Annotated in this window: 12 protein-coding genes and 1 pseudogene; 4 read left to right on the top strand and 9 right to left on the bottom strand. The window is 73.5% G+C overall.

The genetic code is table 11. The features are described from left to right. Window positions 1–63 precede the first annotated feature (63 nt). A pseudogene (locus tag D3272_RS28275) lies at window positions 64–612 on the top strand (cytochrome c oxidase assembly factor Coa1 family protein); the annotation flags it as partial. 95 nt (window positions 613–707) lie between these two features. Here D3272_RS28275 and D3272_RS01555 read toward each other — a convergent pair. The 3 genes from D3272_RS01555 to D3272_RS01545 form a co-directional block, all read right to left on the bottom strand. After that, a complete protein-coding gene (locus D3272_RS01555) occupies window positions 708–1,898 on the bottom strand; it encodes a pyridoxal-phosphate-dependent aminotransferase family protein (protein ID WP_129217454.1) in 1,191 nt (396 codons plus the stop codon). A gap of 188 nt (window positions 1,899–2,086) precedes the next feature. Further along, on the bottom strand, window positions 2,087–3,826 hold the full coding sequence (gene lhpI, locus D3272_RS01550; protein WP_129217306.1) for a cis-3-hydroxy-L-proline dehydratase: 1,740 nt from the start codon (window positions 3,824–3,826) through the stop codon (window positions 2,087–2,089). 8 nt (window positions 3,827–3,834) lie between these two features. Further along, window positions 3,835–5,154 (bottom strand): AGE family epimerase/isomerase, encoded by a 1,320-nt coding sequence (locus D3272_RS01545; protein WP_245496315.1) that lies wholly within the window; start codon window positions 5,152–5,154, stop codon window positions 3,835–3,837. Between the two features lie 220 nt (window positions 5,155–5,374). On the opposite strand from D3272_RS01545, the gene D3272_RS01540 reads away from it, so the two are divergent. Continuing rightward, a complete protein-coding gene (locus tag D3272_RS01540; RefSeq protein WP_129217305.1) occupies window positions 5,375–6,478 on the top strand; it encodes a lactonase family protein in 1,104 nt (367 codons plus the stop codon). 21 nt (window positions 6,479–6,499) lie between these two features. On the opposite strand, the gene D3272_RS01535 is transcribed toward D3272_RS01540, so the two are convergent. Next, window positions 6,500–8,344, bottom strand: a complete 1,845-nt coding sequence (locus D3272_RS01535; RefSeq protein ID WP_245496314.1) for an ABC transporter ATP-binding protein — start codon at window positions 8,342–8,344, stop codon at window positions 6,500–6,502. Then, window positions 8,341–9,570, bottom strand: a complete 1,230-nt coding sequence (locus D3272_RS01530; protein WP_245496313.1) for a beta-glucosidase — start codon at window positions 9,568–9,570, stop codon at window positions 8,341–8,343. Before D3272_RS01530 ends, D3272_RS01535 begins: the two co-directional genes overlap by 4 nt. Window positions 9,571–9,928: 358 nt before the next feature. Here D3272_RS01530 and D3272_RS01525 point away from each other — a divergent pair, with 358 nt between their 5' ends. Next, complete coding sequence (locus D3272_RS01525; protein WP_129217304.1) at window positions 9,929–12,169, top strand: TonB-dependent siderophore receptor; 2,241 nt, start codon at window positions 9,929–9,931, stop codon at window positions 12,167–12,169. Window positions 12,170–12,199: 30 nt separating this feature from the next. Here D3272_RS01525 and D3272_RS01520 read toward each other — a convergent pair whose 3' ends face one another. Then, window positions 12,200–13,396, bottom strand: coding sequence for a hypothetical protein (locus tag D3272_RS01520; RefSeq protein WP_428977956.1), 1,197 nt, complete (start codon window positions 13,394–13,396; stop codon window positions 12,200–12,202). 58 nt (window positions 13,397–13,454) lie between these two features. Beyond that, entirely contained in the window at window positions 13,455–14,435 is a 981-nt protein-coding gene (locus tag D3272_RS01515) for a tyrosine recombinase XerC (RefSeq protein ID WP_129217302.1), read from the bottom strand. A gap of 129 nt (window positions 14,436–14,564) precedes the next feature. Here D3272_RS01515 and D3272_RS01510 point away from each other — a divergent pair, with 129 nt between their 5' ends. Further along, on the top strand, window positions 14,565–15,830 hold the full coding sequence (locus D3272_RS01510; protein WP_129217301.1) for an FAD-dependent monooxygenase: 1,266 nt from the start codon (window positions 14,565–14,567) through the stop codon (window positions 15,828–15,830). A gap of 129 nt (window positions 15,831–15,959) precedes the next feature. Here the strand turns inward: D3272_RS01510 and D3272_RS01505 are convergent, their stop codons facing one another. Both D3272_RS01505 and D3272_RS01500 read right to left on the bottom strand, forming a co-directional pair. Continuing rightward, the gene (locus D3272_RS01505) at window positions 15,960–17,402 is read right to left on the bottom strand and encodes a L,D-transpeptidase family protein (RefSeq protein WP_129217300.1); all 1,443 of its coding nucleotides are present in this window, start codon (window positions 17,400–17,402) and stop codon (window positions 15,960–15,962) included. Between the two features lie 170 nt (window positions 17,403–17,572). Continuing rightward, window positions 17,573–18,523, bottom strand: a complete 951-nt coding sequence (locus tag D3272_RS01500; protein ID WP_129217299.1) for an acetyl-CoA carboxylase carboxyltransferase subunit alpha — start codon at window positions 18,521–18,523, stop codon at window positions 17,573–17,575. Window positions 18,524–18,767 lie beyond the last annotated feature (244 nt).

Raw genomic sequence — 18,767 nt, 5'->3', positions numbered from 1 at the left:
CGGTTGAACCGGTCGGGAGCCTGGGGCGTGACGCGCATCGACGACGGGCCGCGGCGGCCTCCCATGCCCGACGAGCTCCGGCGCTGGAACTGGGGCGCCTTCCTGCTCAACTGGATCTGGGGGATCGGCAACAACACCTTCATCGCGCTGCTGTGCCTGGTCCCGGGCGTCGGCATCGTCATGGCCTTCGTGCTCGGCGCCAAGGGCAACGCTTGGGCGTGGCGCAACGGGCGCTGGGACGATGTCGCGCATTTCCGGCGCGTGCAGCGGCGCTGGGCGATGTGGGGCTTCATCATCGCCTTCGCCGTCGTCGGCCTGTTCGGGGCCATGTTCGGCGGCCTCTTCTACGCGCTGAAGACGTCCGACGCCTACCGCCTGGGGGTGGAACGGCTCGAACAGAGCCGCGTCGCCACCGCCCTCCTGGGATCGCCCATCGCCACCGGCTTCCCCATGGGCTCGATCGGCACGAGCGGGTCGTCCGGCAGGGCCGCGCTCGACTTCTCCGCCACGGGTCCCAAGGGGTCGGGCCGGGTCACGCTTCAGGCGGTCGAGACGGGTGGCACCTGGGCGCTGACCGGCCTGCGCCTGCGGATGGACGGCGGCACCGAGGCGATCGACCTCCTGCCGGAGGACCATGCCGCCCTTCGGCCCGGGCGGGTTTCCACGGTCCCGCCGCCCGGATGGACGCCGGCCGTTGTCGCCCGGTCTCAGCCTTCGGGCGCGAAATGCCCGGCGAGCGCCGCCACGGCGGCCTGCACGCCGCCCTCGCCGTGCGGCAGGCCGAGCGCCCGCAGCGCCACTTCCGCCGCGCCGAGCGTGCCCAGCACCATGGGGGCGTTGGCATAGCCCATGTGGGCGATGCGGAAGGCTTGGCCGGTGAGGTCGCCGATGCCCGAGCCCAGCACCACGCCGCAGTTCTCCCGCGTGAAGCTGCGCAGCCGCTCGGGGTCGAAGCCGGGCGTGAGGATGGTGGTGACGGCCGCCGAGCGCTCGGCCGGCGCCACGATGTTGAAGTCGAGCGCCCCGCCCTCGGACCAGACCGCGACGGCGGCCTGCACGGCGCGGGCCAGGGCGGCATGCCGCGCCCAGGCGCGCTCGAGGCCCTCCTCGAAGAGCAGGCCCAGCGCGGTCCGCAGCCCGAACAGCATGTGCTCGGGCGCGGTGCCGCAGAACTTGCGGTAGTTCTCCGGCATGTCGCGGGCCGTCCAGTCCCAATAGGCGGTGCGGAGGCCGGCGGTGCGGTGAGCGGCCCGCGCCCGGTCGGTGGCCGCCACGAAGGACAGGCCGGGCGTCATCATCAGGCCCTTCTGCGAGCAGGTCACGGCGACGTCAACGCCCCACAGGTCCATCTCGAAGGGCATGCAGCCGATGGATGCGATGCCGTCCACCATGAGGAGCGCCGGGTGGCCGGCGGCGTCGATCGCCGCCCGGATGGCCGGGATGTCGTTGACGACGCCCGATGCCGTGTCGATCTGCACCACCAGCACGGCCTTGATCGTGCCCTCCGGGTCGGCCCGGAGCCGCGCCGTCACGGCGGCCGGGTCGACGGCCCGGCGCCAGCCGCCGGGCAGCACCTCGACGGCGAGGCCCAGCATCTCGCCCTGGTCGCCCCAGCCGCGGGCGAAGCGCCCGCTTTCCAGCACCAGCACGCGGTCGCCGCGCGACAGCGTGTTGGTCAGCACGGCTTCCCAGGCGCCGTGCCCGTTGGCGATGTAGATGTAGGTCGAGCCCGCCGTGCGGAACACCGGCTTCAGGTCCTGCAGGCACTGGCGCGTCGTGTCGAGCAGGTCGTCGGCGTAGATGTCCACGGCCGGCCGGTGCATGGCCTGCAGCACGGTCTCGGGCACGTTGGTGGGTCCCGGGATGGACAGGAACTCGCGGCCGCGGGCCAGCGGCACCGGCCCGCCGGGCGTCGAGGATGGGGCCTTGGCCATGGAGGGGGGAGCCTTCGCTTGCTGGGCCGGCGGCGCGTGCCGGCCGCGGGATCGTCGCATCCCCGTATGCCGGGAACCGACCCGGGCCACAACAGCCGGGGCACTCCCGATCCCGAGCCGGAGCCGATCCGGCGGCCCGCGTGGTGCGTCGGTCATCCGGAGGGCGCCAGCCAGCCCGGAGGGTCGGCCGGGGCGACGCTCGTGCAGGCGGCCTCGATGCAGCGCTCGAGGCTCCCGAAGCGCAGGCCCCGGCCCACGAGACCGGGTCCGTAATGCGCGTATTTGCCGGAATTCGTCATCAGCCGCCGGGCCGCGGGCGGGATGACGGGCTCGGCGATCATGCACCAGCAGGTGTCGGTCAGCAGCCGGACGCCGAAGGCCGCGAGTTCGGCCGCCAGCCCGTCGGCCTCGGCGCCGGCCAGCGTGTCGCGGCCGCAGGTAACGGTGACGCCGACCCGCGGCGACTTGGTGCGGCCGCGGCAGAGGTGCCGCAGACGCTCGAGTTCCGTCCGGGACAGGTGCGGGCTGCCGAGGCACACGAGGTCGATGGCGCCGGCCGCGCCGATGTCGAGCTGCCGCCAGACCGCGAGGAGGTCGGCGCGGCCCAGGGTTTCGGCCGGCAGCCCCGCCGGGTCGCCGAGCCCGTCGGCCTCGGGCGTGACGCCCCGGATGTGGAACATGGGCGCCGAGGCGGTCGTCGCGAAGGCGGCCCCGAAGGCCTTGAGGTCGTCGGGGCCGGGCGCGAGCCCCTCGAGGCCGGTGACGACGGGGATGCGGTCCCGGGCGAGCGACCCCACGGCGTGGCCGAGCAGGGGATAGAGGCTGTCGTCGGCGGCGCCGAGCGGCCCGACCGCGATGGCGAGGCCGGCGCGCCGGCCCGCGTCGCCATGGGGGCCGCCGCCCGGCGCCCGGCCCGTCAGGGCGATGCAGATGTCGAGCAGGTCCGGCGTCTTGGCGGTGCGAGCCCCGAGGACGCTGTTGGCGAAGACCACGGCGTTGGACTCCGACCAGGCGATGGCTTCGCCGAAGCGCGGGGGAGCGTCCAGCGTATAGGGCGCGCAGGTGAAGCTGTCGCGCGCCCCCATGTCGAGGTAGGCCTGGGCCAGGGCGGTGGCCGGCACCCCGAGGGCCGGGTCGACGCCGAGGTCGCGCCAGCGGCGCGCGTCGACCGAGATGGCGTTGAGCGTCGTCGGCACGGCGACGCGGGCGCCCCGGTCGCGCAGGTGCTCGGCGAAGCGCAGTCCGGCCGGCCCCGTGTAGATGCAGCCGTCGACATGCACCCGGGTCACGTCGACGAGGCCGGCGCCCTGCGCGAGGGCCGCCGTGCGCAGGACGATCCTCATGGCGACGCGGGCGCCCTCGCCCGCCGCGCCCGACAGCAGAGCGCGGTCCCGTGCCGTGGCGGCGAGGCCGGCCAGGTCCGGCGGCGGCACGGCGGGGCGCCGCGGCGGGCGGAATGATGCCGGGCAGCCGGCCAGCCGGTCGCCCGCCACGGCGGCCCAGGACAGGGCCGCGACGTCCCGGAAGCGCTCGCCCAGGCCGAGGACCGGGATGGCGCGGCCGAAAATCTCGTCGGCGACGATGACGCCGAGCGTCAGGATGTCGTCGGGCGTCTCGAAGACCAGGGCGGCGGGCGCCCGGCCGTTCATGATGAGTTCCAGCATGACGGCGCTGCCCGAACAGGACCCACGCCCCTGCGGCATGGCCAGCACGGCGCCGGCGACGTTGCGGCCGCTCAGCGGGTGGTGCCGGTCGATGACCTCGCCGGTCGCGGGGTCGACCCCGCCCCAGAAGCTGAGGCCCGTGTCGGTGAAGAGGACGGGCCCGGCGGCGGCGCCGTCCACGAGGCAGCGGCCCCGCAGGGCCGGCGGTGGCGCATCGGCGGGATGCACGGTGCCGCTCAGCTGCCGAGGAGGGCGGCGGCGCCCGCGCCGGCCAGCCCGCGTGTCAGGCCGGCCTCCGGGGACACCAGCGGGAGCAGGCAGGCCTGCAGGGCGTGGTAGAGGTCCGGCTTGCCGGTGAAGACGCGGCAGACCCGGTTCAGGGCGGGGTCGAGCTCGGGGATCCAGCCGCCGAACCGCCGGTCGATGACGTGGTCGTCGACGAAGCCCCAGATGCGCCGGTACCAGGCCTCGAAGACCGGGTCCGGGTCGACCGCGCCCAGCGCCGCGGCGGCGCCGATGCCTTCCGCGCAGGGCCACCAGTAGCGGTCGGCCTGGGCCGGCACGTCGTCCCAGCCGAGCGTGTAGTAGAAGCCGCCCGTGCCGGCGTCCCACCCCGTCGCCACCGCCCGCCGGAACAGGTTTCCGGCGGCCTCCACCATCCAGGCGTGCCGGCGGCCCCCGAGGCCCCACAGTTGGACGAGCAGCCGGCTCCATTCGAGCGCGTGGCCCGGCGTGGTGCCGGCGGGCCTGAACATGGGGTCGCCAGCATAGGCCCGGTCGACCTGCCAGGCGGCGTCGAAATGTTCGGGGACGCGCCAGCCCGCGCGGCGGGCGTGGCGGTCGATGATGAGGGTGGCGATGCGCTCCGCCATGGCGAGGCTGCGGGCGTCGCCGGTGGCCTCGAAAGCCGCCATCAGCGCCTCGGTGAGGTGCATGTTGGAGTTCTGGCCGCGGTAGTCCTCGAGCGGCGCCCAGTCGGCCGTGTAGTCCTCCGTCGTCGCCCCGGCGGCCTCGTCCCAGAACCGGTCGCGCAGCACCGCCGTGACGTCGGCGAGCAGGCGGTCGGCATCGGGGTGGCCCACCACCTTGGCGGAGGCGGCGGCCAGCAGCACGAAGGCGTGGCCATAGGCCTTCTTGACGGGCTCGGTCGCGCGCGCGTCGTCGACGCCCCAAAAGTAGCCCCCGTGCGTGCCGTCCCGGTGCCGGTCCCACAGGAAGGCCATCCCGTGGTCGACGTAGCGGTCCGCGCCCGGCAGGCCGAGAAGGTGGGCGATGGCGAAACCATGCACGGTGCGGCACGTGTCGTGGAGCTGCCGCTCGACGCCGGCGAGGCCGGGCCGCCCGGGGTTCGGCGTGCCGTCGTCGGCGAGGGTGAAGAAGCCGCCGCGGGGGTTGAGGGCGGCGGGCCGGAACAGGTCGAGCAGCGCGCGGGCCTGTCCCATGAGCCAATGCCGGTGCGCCGGCCGCGTCACGAAGCGCGGCCCCTCGGTGCCCACCCAGGGGCGGGGCGGCGGGGCGGCGGACATGAAGGGGGTGGACACGAGGTGGGCGGACATGGCTCGGCGTTCCTCCCGCAAGCTGTGGCATGCGAGCCTGTCGGCAGGCTCGGGGGTGCGCCGCGGCCGGACGCCCCGTCGCTCGCCGCGACCGTCGCAGCATGCCCATGCGGGCGGCCGGCGCAAGCCGGTCCGGGATCGCCACGGCGCCCGCGGCCGGATAGAACCGCCGCCGTCGATCGAGGGGTGGGGCGCGCTGAAGCGCCCGGGAGGACAGGACATGGCCGAAACGCTGATGGTGGTCGGCAGCCTCAACCGCCCGACACCGCCCTTCGAGCACGCGAACGGCGTCGGGCTCTCGGTCCTGGCCTTCGACGGCGAGACCGGCAGGCTTCGCCTCGTCGCCGAGGAGCGGAGCATCGACAACCCCACCTTTCTCTGCGCCGATCCCGCCGCTTCCTGCGTCTACGCCACCTCCGAGGTGCCGCATTGGCACGAGGGCACCGTCACGGCCTATCGCTACGACCCCGCGAGGCGGCGCCTCGTCTACGTCAACAAGCAGACGAGCCTCGGCAGCGTGGCGGCCCATTGCAGCCTCGACGCCGCATCCCGCACCCTGCTGGTGGCGAACTACGGCGGCGTCCCCGAGGGCGAGGGGCCGGACCGGGCCATCGCGGCGCTGCCCCTCGGCCCGGACGGAAGGCTCGGCGCCGCCAGCGCCAGCGTGGCCCACCGGGGCCGCGGCACCGACCCCGAGCGGCAGGAGCGGCCCCATCCCCATTGCGTGCTGCCCAGCCCCGACGGGCGCTTCGTCGTGGTGGCGGATCTCGGCCTCGACCTCCTGGCCTCCTACCGGTGGGGGCCGGACGGCCTCTCGCCCGAGCCCGTCGCGGTGACGCGCCTGCCCGATGGGAGCGGCCCGCGCCACCTCGCCTTCGGCCCGGACGGCGGCCTCGCCCTGCTGGTCTGCGAACTCGCCTCGACGGTGTCGAGCCTGCGCTTCGATGCCGCCACGGGCGGTTTCGCCATGATCGACACCGTGCCGGCCCTGCCGGCCTCCGCCGGCCTCAGCCACGCCTCCGACATCAGGGTCCATCCGGGCGGGCGCCGCGTCTACGCCGCCAACCGCGGCCACGACAGCATCGTCGACATGGCGCTCGACCCCGCCACGGGTCGGCTGGCCGTGATGGGCCACCGCGCCTGCGGCGGCCGCACGCCGCGCAACCTCGCCCTCGACCCGGCGGGGCGCCATCTCCTCGTGGCGAACCAGAACGGCGACGCCATCGCGGTCTTCCGGCTCGACGGCGACGGCGCGCTCGGCCCGCAGGTCGGGCTCTTCCCGATCGGCACGCCGATGTGCATCGCGGTGCTGGGGCCGGGCTGAGATCGGGGGACGGCGGGCGGCTCAGGCCGCCCCGACGACATCGTCGTTCGCCAGCCCGTCGGCCTGGAGGCGCCACATGCGGGCGAAGGCGCCGTCCCGCCGCCGCAGCTCGGCGGGCGTGCCGTCCTCGACGATGCGGCCTTCGTCGACGACGAGGATGCGGTCGAAATCCGCCAGCGTGGACAGGCGGTGCGCCACCGCCACCACGGTGCGGTCCCGCAGCAGGCGGGTCAGGGCGCGGTGCACCGCCACCTCGGATTCGGTGTCGAGCGCCGAGGTGGCCTCGTCGAAGATGATGATCGGGGCGTCCTTGAGGAAGGCGCGGGCGATGCCGATGCGCTGGCGCTGGCCGCCCGAAAGCTTGGCGCCCCGCTCGCCCACGATCGTGTCGTAGCCCTCGGGCAGCGCCTGGATGAAGTGGTCGCAATGGGCGGCCCGGGCGGCGGCCTGCACCTCGGCCTCCGTGGCGCTCGGCCGGGCGAAGCGGATGTTGTCCATGACGCTGCGGTGCAGCAGGCTGATCTCCTGGGGCACCACGGCGAGGGCGGCCCGCAGGGAGTCCTGCGTCACGCCGGCGATCGGCTGCCCGTCGATCAGGATCTCGCCCTCCGTCACGTCGTGCAGGCGCTGCAGCAGGTGGATGAGGGTGGACTTGCCGGCGCCGGACGGGCCCACGATGCCGACCTTCTGGCAGGCCGGCACGACGAGGTCGACCCGGCGCAGCGCCCGGCGGCCGTGGCCGTGGCCGTAGCCGAAGCCGACGCCGCGAAACGCGATGCGCCCGCCCGTGCAGGCCAGGGCCGGCGCCCCGGGGGCGTCGTGGACGGCGCGGGTCTGGCCGATGACCGCCAGCGTGTCGTCGATGAAGCCGACGTATTGCGCCATATCGACCAGGGACAGCGCCAGGTCCTTCGACGAGTGGAGGATGCGGAACGTCAGGGTGAAGACGATCACGACGTCGCCCGACGTCGCCTCGCCGCGGCTCCACAGCAGCACCGCCGAGGCCAGCATGGTGCCGGCCATCACCCACAGCGCCACGTCGTGCAGGGCGCGTGTCTTTTCGAGGTAGAGCCAGCTGCCGCTTTGGGCCTCGGCCTCGCGGCGAAACCGCGCCTCGTGCCGCTGCCATTCCCGCCGGCGGGCCGAGAAGGCCTTGACGGTCCACATGTTGGAGATGGAGTCGATGAGGTCGCCGCCGGTCCGCGCCGCCTCGCCCGCGTAGCGACCGTGGAGCGGCTTGCCGCGCTCGCCGAACCAGATCAGCCCCGCCGTGACGGCCACGACCGACACGCCGAGCACGGCCGACAGGACCCGGTCGATGGTGGCGAAGATGACGACGGCGCCGAGCACGTCGATGGAAGGCGGCAGGGTCCGCCACACCACCGTGTTGGTCAGGGCGCCGAAGTTCCCCGCCGTGCCGGTGATGCGCTGGCCGAGCGAGCCCGCGAGGTTCTCGGCGAAATACCGCATGGACTGGCCGCTGAGGCAGTGGAACAGGTCGAGCCTCAGCTCGACGCCGACGCCCACGGTGGTACGGCAGACGACCCAGCCGAGCAGGCGCCAGAACAGGCTCTCGCCCGCCACGCAGGCCAGGAAGGCCGCCACCACCGTCACCAGGGCGCGGTTCATCTCCCGCGGGCCCGCCATGGCGTCGACCAGCAGCTTGAGCACGTATTGCGCCCCGACGGCGCAGCCCGCCGCGCCGAGGACGAGCAGCAGGATGGCGCCGAAATGCCACCGCCAGCGCGCCGCGTGGTGCAGGATGAAGCGGGTGGCCGAGCCGAGATGCCGGGGGACCTCGGCGGTGTCGTCGAAACGGGCGGGCTCGGCCCGCGGCGCGGGCTCCGCCATCTCCGGCAGGGTCACGCGTCGACCCACGCGTCGGCGGCGGGGGCCGCCTCTTTCGCGCCGGCCCCGGCCGGGACGGCACCGGCCCGCTGGCGTGCCAGCTCGTCGCCGAAATCCGGGTCGACCCGGCGGCGCCCCTGCGCGTCGGCGGCTGAGAACAGGCCGACGTCGCAGGGCCGGTCGTCTTCCCAGCCCGGGTAGTCCAGCACCGGATAAAGGCAGATGCCCTCGACCGCCACCCCGGCCCGCCGCGCCGCCCGCACCTCGCCGCCGACGTAATGCAGCCAGGCCGGCTTGGCCGTGCCCTCGGCGCCCGTCTCGGAGACGATGAGAGGCCGGCCGTAGCGGGCTTCAACCTCGGCCAGGATGGCGCGCAGCGGCCGGTAGGCGTGATGGCCGAGCGGGATCGTGGCGCCCCCGGCGTACCATTGGTTGTCGGGATAGTAGTTGACGCCGACGACGTCGATCATGTCGGGGCCGCCCCCGAGCTCGGGCGCCAGCCGCCCGCTCACCATGTCGAGCGCCTCGAACTGGGAGATGCGGTGGCGCTCGGCCGCCGCGACGGCGTCGGGCTCGGCGGTCCCGGCCACGACGTGGATGGCGGGTTCGGCGTGGATGAAGCGCGCCTCCGGCACGGCCGCGCGGACTGCCGCCGTCGCCGCGATGGAGGCGCGCACGAGCTGCCGCTTGAGTTCGGCGCCCCGTCCCGACGCGGCGGGGCCGAACCGGCCCGTCTCGCCCCCGGCCCAGGCCCAATAGGAGATCTCGTTGACGGGACACAGGATCGGGGGGTGCCCCGATTCCGCCTCCACCACGCGCGCCGCCGCCGCCGCGAACCCGGCGAACCGCTCGACGAAGGCTCCGGACCAGATGTCGAGCCCCTCGGGCCAGCCGTAGTGGCACAGGTCCCAGATCACCCGCACGCCGGCCTGGCGGGCGGCGCGCACCATCGGCAGGAGGCTGCTCCAATCGTAACGGCCCGGCGCGGTCTCGATCAGGTGCCAGCGCAGGCCGTCGCGGGCCGACGCCATGCCGTGGCGCCTCAGCATCCCGAAATCCCCCGCGCAGAGCCGGTCGTGGTCGGTGGCGGCAAGGAGGTCGAGGCGGTGCCCGTCCGGCCGGCGGAGCGCCGAACATTCGAAGCCGCCGAGGAAGAAGCTCGGCAGGCCGAGGCCGACGGGGTGGCGGCGGGCGCCGCCGCATGCGACATCGCCCCAGAAGTCCGCCCCAGGCTGGTCCGACATCCGCTGCGACTCCGGCCGGCACCGACAGGCCGGGATGGTGTCCGACCCGGACGGACCCAGGCAAGCTCATTGCCGGTTGAAACGGCCGCCCACTACCGAGGTTCCTCGCCGGCCGGCGCCCTGCCTGGTTTTTTCGCGGCCGTCCCCCGCCCTGTCGCGCAGCCGCCCGCCCGCCCCAGCGGCGACAGCCAGCAGGTGCCGGCTGACCTCGGAAATTCAAATTCTTCTAAATCGAGGTAATGCATGTTTAGAAGCGGTTTAAGTTGGTCTCGTTTCAGATTTTATCGTGTCATCGTCCCAACGATCCCGATACAGCAGAAGTGAACTTGCGAGTCTGTTGCGTCGGGAGCGTGGAACCATGGGTGGACGGGGCGGTGACCGGGAGGAAAACGGGGCCGGATCGGCATTCGAAGGGACCTATGCTGTCCGTTCCCGCCGCGGGCCGGCGCTTCTGCTGGTGGGCTGCGCGGCTGCCGCGCTTCTGTCCGGCCATGCCGCGCTGGCGCAGCAGGCGGCCGGCGGCACGGTGGAGCTCGACCCCATCGAGGTGAGGGGCGGCGGGCAGGGCGGCACGGCCTACGGGGCCGCCACCGGCCCCGTGCAGGGCTTCACCGCCACCGAGAGTACGGCCGGCACCAAGACCGGCACGCCGCTGAGCCGCACGCCCGCCTCCGTGTCGGTGGTGGGGGCGCGGCAGATCGAGGCGACACGCGCCGAATCCGTGCCCGAAGCGCTGCGCTATACGCCCGGCGTCCGGCCCGACAGCTTCGGCTTCGATCCCCGCAACGACTGGTTCCTGATCCGCGGCTTCACCGCCCAGGAGACGGGCTATTTCCTCGACGGGCTCCAGCTGTTCTCGACCGCCTTCGGCACGTTCCGGGTGGAGCCCTGGGGGCTCGAGCGGATCGACGTCCTGCGCGGCCCGGCCTCCTCGCTCTACGGCGGCTCCGGCTCGGGCGGCCTCATCGACGCCATCTCGAAGCGGCCGACGCCCACGCCCTACCACAAGCTCGAAGTCGGCGTGGACAACTTCGGCAATGCCTACGGCGCCTTCGACGTCAGCGGGCCGGTCGCGCCCGGGAGCCCCTGGTCGTACCGGCTGGCCGCGCTCGGGCGCGGCGGCGGCACCCAGGTCGACTCCACCGATTTCGACCGCGGCTTCGTGGCGCCCAGCCTGTCCTACCGGCCGGACGGTGCCACGAGCCTGACCTTCCTCGGCCAGTACATGCGCGATTTCACCAACGGCCAGAACTTCCTGCCCTACCAGGGCACGGTGCGGCCGGCGCCCTACGGCCGCATCTCGACGCGCGCCTTCACCAGCGACCCCGCCATCGACAAGTTCGAGCGCGAACAGGCCTTCGTCGGCTACGAATTCGAGCACAGCTTCGGCAACGCCATCACGGTGCGGCAGAACTTCCGCTATTCCCACCTCGATATCCAGGACCAGACGGCCTACGGGCTCGGCTATGCGGCGGCGCCCAGCGCCACCTCGGCCCTGCTGGCGCGCGGCAACTTCATCACGACGCCGCGGGTGAACCAGATCACGGTCGACAACCAGCTGCAGGCGCAGGTCGACACCTCCGCGCTGCAGCACACCCTGCTGTTCGGCGTCGACTACAAGCACTACCAGCTCGACGACAACCAGGGCTTCACGTCGGCGCCCGCGTTCGACCTGTTGAACCACAATTACAACGTCGTCACCACGGCCCCCAACAGCCGCTACACGCTGGCCCGGGACATCCAGGACCAGCTCGGCTTCTACGCCCAGGACCAGATCCAGCTCGGCCGCGTGTCGCTGGTGCTCAGCGGGCGCGAGGACCTCGTCGACACCAGCGTGGCCAACCGGCTCTACCCGGCGCTCAGCACCGAGACGGACCCGACGCGCTTCACCGGGCGGGCCGCCGCCATCTACAACACCGATGTCGGCATCAACCCCTACGTCGGCTATTCGACCTCGTTCAACCCGGTCCTCGGCACCAACAGCGCCACGCAGCAGCCGCTGCGGCCCGAATCGGGCGAGCAGGAGGAGGTGGGCGTCAAGCTCCAGGCGCCGAGCCTGCCCGTCACGGCGTCGCTGGCCCTATTCAACCTGACGCGCTCCAACGTCCTCACCGCCGACCCCACCAACGCGCTGGTCACGCTCCAGACCGGCGAGCAGCGCTCGCGCGGCATCGAACTCGACACGACCGCGACCCTGGCGGAGGGCCTCAAGGCCGTCGGCGCCTTCACGGCCTACGACATCACCAACACGCGGGACCTCAATACCGCGATCGTCGGCAAGGTGCCGGTCGCCGTCCCCGAAATGCTGTCGTCGCTGTTCATCGACTATACGATCCCGGACGGCGCCTTCCGCGGCGTCGGCTTCGGCGCCGGCGAGCGCTTCGTCGGCCGGTCCTATGCCGACCAGCTGAACCAATACAAGGTGCCGGATTATTGGCTGACCGACGCGGCCCTGCACTACGAGCGCGACGGCTATCGTGCCGCCATCAATGTGCAGAACCTGTTCGACCGCACCTATGTGGGGTCCTGCTCCTCCGTCTCCGCCTGCTTCTACGGCGACCGTCGGCGCATCACGGCCTCGCTGAGCTACACGTGGTGAACCCGGCCCGGCGCGAGCGGACCGCCCGCTTCAGCGGACGGCCTCGATGCTCACCGGGCGGCGGACGAGGCTGCGCCGTCCCGTGATGTCGCAGCCCTCGGTCTGCAGCACGTCGTAATAGAGATCCGGGTGGGTCCCGCTGCGGTCGAAGTTGCGGGACGGCGAGGCGGGGTCGAGCAGCACCGGATAGGCGATGAGGGGCCCGCCCGCCCGGCACGCATCGTCGTAGAGGGTCGGGCCCGGCAGCAGCAGCCGCGGGGCGCTCCAGGTGACGAGGTCGGGCGAGGTCGCCGTGTAGAAGCCCGAAACCGGGAAGGCGCCGGCATCGGCCTTGGCCTGGAAGGCCGCGAGCCAGAGCCCGCCGGGCGCGACCCGCACCACCGAGCCGACCGGGGCCGGGAAGGGCCCGATCGGCGCGCAGGGCGCCGGATGCGGCCGGGCCGCGTAGGGGTCGGCATAGGCGATCCTGAAGCCGCGCCCGTCGAAGGCGCGCCAGCTCGACGGATCGGCCGGCGTGGCGGACCGGAACAGGCAGACGCCCGCCGCCTGGTCGCCGCCCGCCTCGGGCGCGAGCCCGGCGGCGCCTGCCGGCCCGGCCCAGCCCGTGGTCGAGGCGAGGAAATAGGCGAAGCGCCCGTCCGACACGATGTTGGACGGGTTGAAGAACCCGCGGTGGCGGCCCTGGTCGACGTCCTGCCGGAACGGCGCCGACGCCACCACGGCGGCGGGCCGGGCGAAGGTCGCCCCGCCGTCGCGGGAGCGGACCTCCAGGACGGTGTTGAACCAGCACTGCATGTAGGCCGGGAAGCGGCAGCGCCCGGGATGCTCGTTGGCCTGGTATTCGTGGTGGACCAGCGCCGACACGTCGCGGCCGTCCCGCGTCCAGGTGGCGGCGATCCAGCTCCGGTCGTCGTAGCGGGCCGGGTCGGCCTCGCCGCGCGACGCGTAGACGATCCGGCAGTCGACCTTGAGGTGGGCGAAGTCGGGGCCCTTCAGGGCGCGGTTGTCGTAATGCAGGCCGAACAGCGTCACGCCGCCGTCCGCGTCGCGGAAGGCCCGCACCGGCGCGTCCGGCACGTCGTTGGGCTCGCATCCATCGCGCGGCGCCGCATAGACGGTCTCGGCCGCGCCCGGTGCCAGCACTGCCCGCAATGTCGGCGCGGCCTCGCCCGGGGAGCTGAGGCCGATCACGGCCGGCACCAGGCCCAGGCGGGCGAAGCGGCGCAGGGCGGCGGCGCGCCGTCGTGGGCTGGCGGGCGCGTCCGGCATGCAGGGTCTCCCAGGTTCAGCGGGCACGCGGGTGCGCGGCGCGGTAGGCCTCGACCAGCCGCGCCGAATCCACCGCCGTGTAGAGTTGGGTGGTGGAGAGCGAGGCATGGCCGAGCAGTTCCTGGATGGAGCGGAGGTCGCCGCCCGCGCCGAGGAGATGGGTGGCGAAGGCGTGGCGCAGCGCGTGCGGCGTCGCGCTGTCCGGCAGGCCGAGCGCGCCGCGCAGCCGCTCCACCGTCAGCTGGATGATGCGCGGCGACAGCGGCCCGCCCCGCACGCCGAGAAAGAGCGGCCCGGCGCCGGGCAGGGGGTGGGGGCAGAGCGCCAGATAGGCCTCGATGGCCCGCCGCACCGGCGCGATCACCGGCACCATGCGGGTCTTGCGGCCCTTGCCCGTCACGGTGAGGCCGTCCTGCTCGCCCATCGGCGCCTCGGCCCGGGTGAGGCCGAGCGCCTCGCCGATGCGCAGGCCCGCCCCGTAGAGCAGGGCCAGCACGGCGGCGTCGCGCGCCAGCACCCAGGGCAGGCGTTCCTCCCCGTCGCGCGTCGCCGGGTCCGTCATGGCGATGGCGGCCGGCGCCGGCACGGGCTTGGGCAGCCGCCGCGCCAGCTTGGGGGACCGCACCGTGGCGAAGACGGCGGCGCGCCCGAGCCCTTCGCGCTCGAGGTGGCGGGCGAAGGAGCGCAGGCCGGCGAGGTTCCGGGCCAGCGAGCGGCTCTCGACACCCTCCGCCCGGCGGCTGGCCAGGAAGGCCCGCAGGTCCGCCGGGGCGAGGCCGGCGAAGCCCGCGAGGTCGAGCGGGGCGCCGCCGTGCCGGGCCTGGAAGCCGAGGAACTGGCGCAGGTCGCGGCCATAGGCCTCGACGGTCTCCTCCGACATGCGGCGTTCGCCGCGCAGGCGGCCGAGCCAGGCGCAGGCCTGCCCGGAAAGGTCGGCGCCGGCCGGGGCGGGGAAGACGGTGGGCGCCTCGGGGGGCGCGGCGGTGCGGTCGAGCATGGATCCATCCTGTCCCGCGGAAGCTTAAAGCCATCTGACGGCCGCGTCAGGCGCTCCCCTGCCGGACACGGCGCGGCTTGACGGGGGCCGGGGGCGCCGCCAGAACCCGGACGGGCGGAGAGGGGCACCATGGCGAACACGAGGGACGTGCTGGTGGCGGGCGGCGGCATCGCTGGACTCGCCGTGGCGCTCGCCGTGCGCCGGGCCGCCCCCATGGCGCGGGTCGCCGTGGCCGACCCCGCCTTCGCCGATCCCGCCTTCGCCGACCCCGCCTTGGCCTCGGCCGGGCCGACCCAGGGCCGGCGGACGCTGCGGGCCGTGGCCGTGGCGGCGGGGTCGCGGCGCTTCCTCGACGCGCTCGGGGCCTGGGAGCCGGTCGCCGCCGCCGCCCAGCCCATGGTCGAGATGGTGATCACGGATTCGCGCGAGGCGGATGCGCCGCGCCCCGTCTTCCTCGACTTCGACGGCGAGGCCGAGCCGGGCGAGCCCTTCGCCCATATGGTGTTCCAGGACGACCTCAGGGCCGCGGTGCTGCGCGCCGCGACGGAGAACGGCGTCGAACTCGTGCCGGACCGCGTCTCCGGCTTCCGCCGCGAGGGCGGTGCCGCGCTGGCGATCGAGGCCGGCGGCACGGCGTCCCGCGCGCGGCTGCTCGTCGCGGCGGATGGGGGGCGCTCGCGCCTGCGCGAGGCCGCCGGCATCGCGACGGTGGGGTGGGATTACCCGCAATCCGGCATCGTGGCGACGCTGTCGCACGAGATCCCGCACGACGGCCGCGCCACCCAGCATTTCCTGCCGGGCGGCCCCCTGGCCATCCTGCCCATGCGGGCCGCCGACGGCAGCGAGCGGCGCTTCTCCCTCGTGTGGTCGGTGCCCCATGTCGAGGCGGCCCGCCTCCTCGCCCTGGCGCCGGCCGACTTCATCGCGGCGCTGGAAGCGCGGATCGGCTTCGCCTATGGGGCGCTGACCCTCGAGGACCGTCCGGCCGCCTATCCGCTGCGCCTCGTCCTGCCGCGGGCCCTGGTGGCGGAGCGCTTCGCGCTGCTCGGCGACGCCGCCCGCACCATCCACCCCCTGGCCGGGCAGGGGCTGAACCTCGGGCTGCGCGACGCCGCGGCGCTGGCCGAGGCCGTGGCCGAGCCGCTCGGCCTGGGGCTCGACCCGGCCGACCCCTCCGTCCTCGACGCCTATGCCCGCGCCCGGCGCTTCGACGCCGTGCTGATGGCCGGCGCCACCGACGGGCTGAACCGCCTCTTCTCCAACGACAGCCTGCCGGCGCGGGTGCTGCGCGACGTCGGCCTGGGGCTGGTCGACCGCGTCCCCGCGCTGAAGCGCCTCTTCATCCGCGACGCCTCGGGCCTTTCGGGGGCGGTGCCGGACAGGTTCAGGCGGTAGAGCGCCTCGCCTTCGGCGCGATTTGCACGATCGAGACGCGAGCCGGTTCACCGCCATCCGTCGAAGCTTCGCTCCGACGACAGCCTGACGGGCTCTCGGGCGGCGGGGCAGGGCGCCCGCCGCCGCGGGTCACTCCGAGGTGGGCGCCAGGGCCACGGCGGTGGCGTCGAGCGCGCCGCCGGGAGCCCGGTGGGCGAGCCCCGCCTGCGGGCCGGGCTTGGAGACGGCCGGGGCGGCGGGCGCCGCAGCCGCGGCCTGGGCGGCGGGTGCCGCCGTCACGGCCCCGGCGTTGGCGTCGCTGCTCCCCCTGATGCGGTCGAAGAAGGAGCGCGTCGCGCTCTTGGGCTCGTCCTTGGCATAGGCCGAGGGCGCGGCCGCGAAGGCGGCCGGAACCGCGCCGGTCACGTCGGTGGGGCTGACGGGGCTCGGCTTGACGGCCGCGGTCGAGACCAGTGCCCGCGTGCCCCGCTGGCCCGGCCTGGGGCTGGCGGAGGCTACGGCCGTGGCGGGCTCGGGCTTGTCGAGCCCGTCGCCGACCGAACGCCGGGCCGCCGCGATCTGCACCGCCACGGGCTTGGCCTTGGGCGAGTCGTCGAGGACGATCTCGGTCGGGGCCGCCGCGATGGCGTCGGGGCGGCTGACTTCGGCGAAGCGATGCGCGAAGGCCGGGTTCTGTCCGCCGTCCTGGTAGACGATGCGGATCGGCTTCACGCCCTTGGCGACGAGGCTCTGCACCTCGCTGTCGTCCCGGGCCTCCTTGTCGGCCACGGCCCGCAGCACGTCCTTGTCGACGTCGAGCGGCGGGCAGGCCGCTTCAGCGTCGAAGGACGCGCCGCCCTTGGGCTTGGCGAAGACGTAGTGGCGGTTGCACACGCCGACCGGCGTCTGCATCTTGGTCACGTCGAACGCGTCCGAACCCTTCTTGAGTTCGCGCCAGAAGGCGATGTTGGGGTCGAGCCTGTGCTTGGCGAGGTTCTCGGCCGTCATGCGGAACGGGAAGCTCTGCATCTGCACGGCGTGCTGCCCGCCCGCGAAGGCTTCCCGCATGATGGCGTAGATCTCCTCGATCTGCGTGTCCGTCATGGAGAAGCAGCCGGCCGAGGAGCAGATCCCGTGCACCATGATGGAGCCGCCCGTGTGGCCCCAGGCGCGGTCGTAGGCGTTGGGATAGCCGACGTTGAACGACAGGTAATAGGCCGAGTTCGGGTTCATCGAGCCCGGCGTGATCGTGTAGAAGCCTTCCGGCACCTGCCGGTCGCCCTCGCGCTGCTTGGGGCCGAGCTGGCCGGACCAGCGGCACATCGGGAAGGTCTTGACGTAGACGTAGCGCCCGTCCGCCCCCTGCTTCCAGACTTCGAATTCCGCCTCCTTCTTGAAGGCGCGGATCAGCACGGGCGCGTTCTTAGTCGTGCCCTTGGCGGTGAAGGAGGCGAGGGTCGCCTCCGGGATGGGGGCGAAGGCGCGGGCGTTGCCCGAGACCCCGAGGTCCTCGTTGCAGCCCGCCAGCAAGGCCGCTCCGGTCACCGCCAGGGCGATCCGGGAAAGGACCTTGATCGCGCGTCGTGCCCGCATGTCGCCGATATCCACTGCTCGCGCCCCGGGGAGAGGCTCAACGTCACCCGACACCCCTAGGGTTCTAGGCTTAAGCCCCCGTTACCGCAACCCGCGGCCCCAGCCGCGGAAAAGTTCCCGGCACTGGCGTTAATTTTCATTAAACATGAGGCTTTCGGGTGACTCCCGGTTCACCGTCGGCCGATGGCGAGGAACTTGTCGGCCCTGGCCGCCTTCACCTGCTCGCGCGACCAGCCGTCGAAGCCGTGCAGCGCGTCCGCGACGGCATCGCCCATGGCGGCGATGGCGGCATCCGGGTCCCGGTGCGCGCCGCCGGCCGGTTCGGCCACGACCGTGTCGATGATGGCGAAGCGCAGCAGGTCCTGCGCCGTGATCTTCATGTTGGTGGCGGCGTCCTGTGCCCGGGCCGGGTCGCGCCACAGGATGGAGGCGGCGCCCTCGGGCGAGATCACGCTGTAGATGGAATGCTCCAGCATGATGACGCTGTTGGCGGTGGCGATGGCGATGGCCCCGCCCGAGCCGCCCTCGCCGATGATGGCGGCGACGTTGGGCACGCCGAGTTCGAGGCAGGTCTGGGTCGAGCGCGCGATGGCTTCGGCCTGGCCGCGCTCCTCGGCCTCGATCCCCGGGAAGGCGCCGGCCGTGTCGACCAGCGACACGACCGGCAGGTCGAACCGGTCGGCGAGTTCCATCAGGCGCACAGCCTTGCGGTAGCCTTCCGGGCGGGCCATGCCGAAATTGTGCTTGATGCGGCTGTCGATGTCGGAGCCCTTCTCCTGGCCGATGAGGCAGATGGACCGGCCCCGGAAGCGGCCGAGCCCGCCCACGATCGCCTCGTCCTCGCCGAAGGCGCGGTCGCCGGCCAGGGGGGTGAAGTCGGTCATCAGGCTGCGGCAATAGTCGGAGAAGTGCGGCCGCTGCGGGTGGCGGGCCACCTGGGTCTTCTGCCAGGGCGTCAGCGCCGCGTAGAGCTCGGCCAGCGCCTTGGCGGCCTTCACCTCGAGGCGCGTCAGCTCCTCGCTGATGTTGATGGAATCCTCGTTGCTGGAAACCTGCCTCAGTTCCTCGATCTTGGCCTCGATTTCGGCGACGGGCTTTTCGAAGTCGAGGTAGAGGCGCATGGGATCCGGAACTCGGGGGAGGATGGTTCGCCAGGCGCGGCAGCGCGCCGGACGGGCCGGGGTCGGTGCCGGCGAAAGGCGCGGGACCGTGACGGCTCACCCCGCCGTAGTCAAGGCGCGGGCCGGAGTGCCGCTGCGTTAAGGTTCGGTAAGGACTCATGCTTAACGATGGGTGACGACGCCCGGGCCCCGGCCGCCCCGATGCCCCGGGGCGGCCGGGGCCGGCTCCCGCACGAGACGCTTC

The sequence above is a fragment of the Lichenibacterium ramalinae genome (assembly GCF_004137085.1).
Lineage (GTDB): Bacteria > Pseudomonadota > Alphaproteobacteria > Rhizobiales > Beijerinckiaceae > Lichenihabitans > Lichenihabitans ramalinae.
Note: the sequence above shows the minus strand (reverse complement) of the source record. Positions and strands in the feature narration are given on the sequence as shown.

What these genes read in the sequence shown, in the direction of transcription:
- D3272_RS01525 (WP_129217304.1), top strand. Translation starts at nt 9,929, where the DNA reads ATGGGTGGACGGGGCGGTGACCGGGAGGAAAACGGGGCCGGATCGGCA.
- D3272_RS01540 (WP_129217305.1), top strand. Translation starts at nt 5,375, where the DNA reads ATGGCCGAAACGCTGATGGTGGTCGGCAGCCTCAACCGCCCGACACCG.
- D3272_RS01515 (WP_129217302.1), bottom strand. Translation starts at nt 14,435, where the DNA reads ATGCTCGACCGCACCGCCGCGCCCCCCGAGGCGCCCACCGTCTTCCCC.
- D3272_RS01510 (WP_129217301.1), top strand. Translation starts at nt 14,565, where the DNA reads ATGGCGAACACGAGGGACGTGCTGGTGGCGGGCGGCGGCATCGCTGGA.
- D3272_RS01530 (WP_245496313.1), bottom strand. Translation starts at nt 9,570, where the DNA reads ATGTCGGACCAGCCTGGGGCGGACTTCTGGGGCGATGTCGCATGCGGC.
- D3272_RS01505 (WP_129217300.1), bottom strand. Translation starts at nt 17,402, where the DNA reads ATGCGGGCACGACGCGCGATCAAGGTCCTTTCCCGGATCGCCCTGGCG.
- D3272_RS01500 (WP_129217299.1), bottom strand. Translation starts at nt 18,523, where the DNA reads ATGCGCCTCTACCTCGACTTCGAAAAGCCCGTCGCCGAAATCGAGGCC.
- D3272_RS01545 (WP_245496315.1), bottom strand. Translation starts at nt 5,154, where the DNA reads ATGTCCGCCCACCTCGTGTCCACCCCCTTCATGTCCGCCGCCCCGCCG.